Here is a 611-nt window from a genome sequence, read left to right as displayed (position 1 = left end):
CTGGGTCGTCCCAGTGCACTAGCCCCAAGCATCCAGTATCGTGCATCGAACCTGGACTGGCATCTTGTTTCATACATGATATTTTACATGTTTCAATGCCATTCTGCCAAATCTTCCCACCCTCTCCCTCTCCCACAGAGTCCATAAGACTGATCTATACATCGGTGTTTGTTTTGCTGTCTAGTACACAGGGTTATTGTTACCATCTTTCTAAAGTCCATATATATGCGTTAGTATACTGTATTGGTGTTTTTCTTTCTGGCTTACTTCACTCTGTATAATAGGTTCCAGTTTCATCCACCTCATTAGAGCTGATTCAAATGTATTCTTTTTAATGGCTGAGTAATACTCCATTGTGTATCTGTACCACAGCTTTCTTATCCAATTGTCTGCTGATGGGCATCTAGGTTGCTTCCATGTCCTGGCTATTATAAACAGTGCTGCGATGAACATTGGGGTACACGTGTCTCTTTCCCTTCTGGTTTCCTCAGTGTGTATGCCCAGCAGTGGGATTGCTGGATCATAAGGCAGTTCTATTTCCAGTTTTTTAAGGAATCTCCACACTGTTCTCCATAGTGGCTGTACTAGTTTGCATTCCCACCAACAGTGTA

General features: G+C 42.7%; 1 protein-coding gene. It reads right to left on the bottom strand.

The annotated features are described in order from the left end of the window. Positions 1-210: 210 nt before the first annotated feature. Positions 211-611: hypothetical protein (locus AC3Y23_RS29045; RefSeq protein ID WP_379205554.1), on the bottom strand; the 401-nt coding region annotated here is incomplete at its 5' end.

It is taken from the genome of Paenibacillus sp. MAHUQ-45 (assembly GCF_058133325.1).
Note: the sequence above shows the minus strand (reverse complement) of the source record. Positions and strands in the feature narration are given on the sequence as shown.